We start from the raw sequence: 5,572 nt of genomic DNA, 5'->3' as shown, positions 1-5,572 counted from the left end.
CACCTTTTCTAATTAAAATACTGATATATATATAGTTCTGGCTCACTCGAATTGTATTATAAAAATCTCTTTAGATCTGTAATTCTTTTTATCCTTCATAAACTCACAGGAATATTGCACCACGTTAATCTAATTCAAATCTTTCTCTTCAAAATATTGACTTCTACATCAAAACACCTATAATGAATAAATTACCCAAATCATAAATTTACTCACTAACATCAAAAATAGGATGTAGATGTATTTTTTGAAACTCAACATGTTTAGTTTACACCTGTCTCGTAGATAGCATAATAAATTCTATCCAATAAGATGAAAGATGGACTTATTTAGATTTATGTAATTGGTCTCGAATTCCATTAGTAAATTGCTGACACTTTAACTCACTTAATGGTCTTCAGCATGTCAATTATTTGAGTTGTATTGGAAATTTACCGAGTGTCAGTTTGTAAATAAGGGTGGTTTCTGCGTCACCAACATACTAAGTGAGAACTCAACAGACTTACAAAATGTCTTCAGATTCACTTTTAAATATAACTCGATATACGGATAACCCACTATTTTATTGCCTTCTGTAAAAAAATAGTCTTATCCAATATCGACTTGTACATCTCGCTGAATCTCACCAAAGGCTGAAAAAGCATATGGACTTTGAGAAACAAAAGCAACTTACTGTTCTAAGGGATTTAGAAGGATTTAAAGTGGATGTTGTGATTGAAAATGTGAAGAAAAAAGAAACTGCAGAAGATTTTCTAAATATTTTTTTGGATAGACAATTCATGTATTAAAAAGGATTCGCTGACCTTTTATTTTAGGCGCTGAATCCTTTTTAATATAATAAGTAAAATAAGTAATGGAACAACTGATAACAATATAAGAACTTCTCATACTGAAAAAAGTATTTCTTATGTCACTACAGTGAAACTTCCGAAATTAAATTTAGTAATGATCTTCTCAGCTTATATTATTTCACTACTTACCTCAATAAAATTATTTATATAAGAAAATTTTTCAATTCCTATATAGCACTTCATCATTAAAAAAGTATTTACCTTAAAAGCTTTTACATCACCCAACTGATCATTTCCCTCAACTTCAACTTTTCCTTCATACTTAATAGCTTCTAATTCACTTGACGGAAACAAAAAAGCATTATAGGTCCTAGTGATATTATCCAATTTCAAGTGAGGCATCAAGTCTTTTTTAGACTGAATATTTTCATAAATAGTATATGCATAAAATAACTGTTTAACAATATCCCCCCAACCCGGAAGGTTTTTTTCAATATTATAATACTTTGCATCAAGTATATATAACGTTTGTTCTCTTATTATCATCAAATCCGGCCTCTGAGACTTGACAGGAGCATTACTGCCGATTTCCCATTTTAACTTTGGAATCATTTGTTTGAGTAAATGGTATTGATTATTAAAGTTAACACTGCACATTGTTTCCCAAACATTTTGAAAGTAGGGGGTAGCCAATGTTTCAATATTTTCTTCAGGGTTTTCTGGATTGATACCGGAAAAGTATTGGATAAGCAAAGTTATTACATTAGTTTCTCTCTCCACAAAAGTGTTATTCAATTCTTTGTTCAAAAAACTCAATATAAAATCCAAGTCATAATTACTCAAAAGATCTTCCTCTGGTTCTACAAAACCTGAAGATATTCCCAATAACCAACCGTAATTTTTAATCCCTTGGTAAACACAAAACCTGTGGAGTTTTAACAATAAATTTTTCTCGTCAACTATTATTTTCTTATAAACAGGATCGATATATATTATAGAACTTCCTGAAAAAACAGGTTGTTTTTTGTTGATAGTTGATGCCCAATCAATCACACCGGTCTGATTTGCCGACTTTACGCACATTTTTTGGATTAGATAACCTTTTTGAAGAAAATCATGAATTAGGTGATAAACTGTAATAAGGTTTCCTTTATTTTGACCCTTTTCTCCGTCTAACAATTCAGATTCAAGCGGATCTAACACCGCTTCATTTCTATATTTTAATAAGGTTTTGGCTAGTACCTCAATATGCTTTTTTTCATCTAAGTCCAAAGCCGGTAATTCATAGGATTTAGGAAAAATAATAAAAAATGTGTTTTTATAAATCAACAGTCCTGTAACTTTAAATATGATCCTATCCCTCTTCAAAATACATATCCCTTTTTTCAGCCAGATACCTAAAAGTTCTTCTGGGAAAGTATTTGGATATTCCTTATACTCAATAAATGTATGGTATGCATTTTCTATTGCCACTCTATTCCACCGCCAAGATTGAGTTCTTTCCTCATTCTGATACCACATCATTTCTCAAACTACCTTCTAATCCCTCTTGCTCTATTTCAATTTCCTCTTGCTCTATTTCAATTTCCTCTTCTGCCTGAAGTTGTTCCTCATTAAGCAATAAACACATATCCTCTGTGATACCCATGATATCCTCATTATCAAAGAACTTGGCAACTAGATCAGAGTACGTTATGATATCCGGATTAAAAAACTCTCTTCTTTTGTATCGGACAACATCATCCCAAAGGTAAATTAACAGTTTCGATGAAAAATTACTGATGTCTTCAATTTCTTCTGGACTAATAAAATATGGGCCAATTAATCGGTCTTCATTAATTTGAAGATCTTTAAGTTTTTTATTAATGGCCGAAAGAATTACTCTCCACGAAAAAGTATTACCCGCATAATTTATTAAGTGATTTTCATGTGTAAATCCCACTTCTCTTATTGGTATGTATTTAAATTTCCACCGACGTTTAAAGGCTGAGTCAAGTACATAAACTCCTTGATCTGCACTATTCATGGTAGCAACAATATTCATATTTGCCGGAAGAAATAGACCTTCCACAAAATCATCACCAATATCCTCAAGTGAAAGTAAATAATTATATAAATCCTGATTTGGCTGAATACGATATTCACTTGTTCCATCTGTTTTTCTGTCCAACAACTGGAATATATCACCAAAAACAACCGGTGCATTTGCTCTGTTTATCTCTTCTATTAAAAGAGTGAATGTCTGGTTAGGATTGCGTAACGCAAGTAATAATACATTAATGAAGGGACCAGGAACAAATTGATAGTCAATTCTAGGCTCACCATTATCAAAAGTTTGACCATTTAATCGCCTTATAGTTGTGTCTGTTTGCAAATATAGCGGAACAGGTTTGTAACTGCCAACAAAATCATAGTATGAGTACTCGGAATGAAAAACGACTCTAGTACTGTTTGAGAAATTCTCCTTTAAGTAGTGACTCTTCCCTGTTCCCGGTGCACCATAAACTATTAAATTTTCTCCAGGAAGAACATCAGGTTCTCTAAACTCCTGCTCCTGTAAATGGCGGGCGCTACTCATCAATTCTGAATCAGAAGCTAAAAGCAAGGCTATTTCTGCAACATAGCTCTGACTTACATTTACTACTCTAAGTAAGTTAAGGACTGGAGAGTAAAAAAAATCACTTCTATCGATTGTTTTGCTGCCAAGCCACCAGTCATATTCTGTTAAAAACTTGCATAAGAAATTGCCACTCTCTATGTCTTCTCCGAAATAATTGATTATCGCCTCTTTTATTTGTGGATCAGCTTCATCAATATCTTTACCCTTTAAGTTTTTGATTTTTTCCATAAATCTACTTCTTGTCATACCGTCCACACCGCTATTGGCCAATTCTTCTATTATCCCTTTATATTTAAGAAGCTCATTAAGGTAGGTAACAACAAATGTAGCGAGGTAAAACCACTGATTAGGACAAAAGATTTTATTTCCCGTATTAATTGTTATCTCCGCAGAATAGTCGAAATATTGTATGACATTGTTTTTAGCTTCCAGAGCTCGGCTGAATCTTTCTTTAAAATCTCTATTGAGTTTAAAATCATTGTTAGAAAATGTATTACCATAACTTTCTCTTGTTATTCTAGCCAGTTCATATAGATTACTAAGCACTTATATTCCTCCAATTATAAAAGATATTTTCATTATATAGTCTTTTGAGTTGTTCATACAGACCATAGTAATTAAAAAAATAAACATTTGTTAATATTTACTAAAAATAGGATGCAGCCTTTGATGTAATTATAAATGACAAGAGGAAAAAGAATGTTATTGAAAATATAAAAAACTAACCATTTCTGACCTAGCAAACAATCATGCTACGGCACTAAAAGAAACTATTATTGCAAGCTTGTTTACAATTACTCAAGTATTAGAATACATATAGATACTTACACTAGAGAAAGTTGTAATAGTTTTAGGGAGATTAGCAAAGGGGGATTAGGTTATTTTTAGGAATTATAAGTAATCTACAACTCTAAAAAGGATTCCTTTATGATCAGGAATCCTTTTACTTTATCTATTTTCCACTAAACTTTGTTGATTATTACTATATTGAAAACCAACACTACTTTCTATTGCATCAACCATATTTTTAGCAATTAATTCAACCACTGGCATTGCTACTGAATTTCCAAACTGCCTATATGCTTGGGTATCTGAAACGGGTATTAAAAATTCTTTCGGAAATCCTTGTAAACGCGCGCACTCTCTTGGAGTTAACTTTCTTGGGTTTTTATCAGGACCCTGATCAATAAGAATCTCACTACCATCCTTATAATAACGGGCGCTAATAGTATTAGTATAGGGGCTTTCTGAGTTAAATAGTGAGAAGCCGAAACCATTTCCTTTTTCTTTATGCTCTTGTTTTCTTCTTAAATGCCCTTGATATAATTTATCAGAAATCGTGTATTTTTCATCAACATTTTCTTCTAAAATGTCTCCTAGTCTAGTAGGTTTATTTGTAGGTTTAGGAAATGAAAAAGGTATTGATTTCCCCCCAAGCGGATTATAAAAACCCACTATATAAATACGTTCTCTGTTTTGTGGAACCCCAAAATCAGCAGCACGTAAAACATCGTAGTAAACAGTATAGTCTAATTCTTCTCTTAAAACTTTTAATATTGTTTCTAATGTCCTACCTTTATCATGGCCTCTTAATTGTTTAACATTTTCCAATAAAAACGCCTGTGGTCTTCTTTCTTTTAGAATTGTAGCAATTTCAAAGAAAAGTGTACCTCTTGTATCTTCAAATCCTTTTTTTAGACCAGCTTGCGAGAATGGCTGACATGGGAAACCACCCAAAAGAATATTATGTTCAGGAATTTGATTAGTAGGAATCTCAGTAATATCACCAGCGGGTTCTTCACCATAATTTATTCTATAAGTTTTAGCAGCAAATTTGTCCCATTCAGAAGCGAAGACCGATAACCCCCCATGCTTTTGAAAGGCTAGTCTGATTCCCCCTATCCCAGCAAATAAATCAATCATAGTAAAACGTGGGGTTCCTTTAAACACGAAGGGAGGTTCTTCCGGATATTCCATAATGGATTTATACTCCAATGGAGAAGGATAAGATTCTCCATTTTCCCACCTTCTTAGTGTTCTGTCTCCATTTCTCCCCATTTTTAAAGCATCTGCAAACTCTTTTTGAGTCAGACCAAGTCTCTCTCGTTTCTCTTTAATTTTAGAATATTCCATATTGTGTCTCCTTCAGGTCTATTTGTCC

The 5,572-nt window shown here is 32.7% G+C and carries 4 protein-coding genes; 1 reads left to right on the top strand and 3 read right to left on the bottom strand.

What is annotated here, in order from left to right:
- Positions 1-644 precede the first annotated feature (644 nt).
- Positions 645-788 (top strand): hypothetical protein, encoded by a 144-nt coding sequence (locus tag ACQGSG_RS25935; protein ID WP_170950857.1) that lies wholly within the window; start codon positions 645-647, stop codon positions 786-788.
- A 171-nt stretch (positions 789-959) separates the two neighbouring features.
- Here ACQGSG_RS25935 and ACQGSG_RS25930 read toward each other — a convergent pair whose 3' ends face one another.
- The 3 genes from ACQGSG_RS25930 to dcm all read right to left on the bottom strand — a co-directional run bounded on the left by ACQGSG_RS25930 (position 960) and on the right by dcm (position 5,544).
- Positions 960-2,315 (bottom strand): LlaJI family restriction endonuclease, encoded by a 1,356-nt coding sequence (locus tag ACQGSG_RS25930; protein WP_098605505.1) that lies wholly within the window; start codon positions 2,313-2,315, stop codon positions 960-962.
- Complete coding sequence (locus tag ACQGSG_RS25925) at positions 2,296-3,957, bottom strand: AAA family ATPase (RefSeq protein ID WP_098605504.1); 1,662 nt, start codon at positions 3,955-3,957, stop codon at positions 2,296-2,298. The genes ACQGSG_RS25930 and ACQGSG_RS25925 overlap by 20 nt, the downstream gene beginning before the upstream one ends.
- 402 nt (positions 3,958-4,359) lie before the next feature.
- The gene (gene dcm / locus ACQGSG_RS25920) at positions 4,360-5,544 is read right to left on the bottom strand and encodes a DNA (cytosine-5-)-methyltransferase (RefSeq protein ID WP_098605503.1); all 1,185 of its coding nucleotides are present in this window, start codon (positions 5,542-5,544) and stop codon (positions 4,360-4,362) included.
- Positions 5,545-5,572 lie beyond the last annotated feature (28 nt).

This window comes from Bacillus sp. GMa5/1 (assembly GCF_050172015.1).
GTDB classification, from domain to species: Bacteria; Bacillota; Bacilli; order Bacillales; family Bacillaceae_G; genus Bacillus_A; species Bacillus_A cereus.
This window is presented reverse-complemented; position numbering and strand designations above follow the sequence as displayed.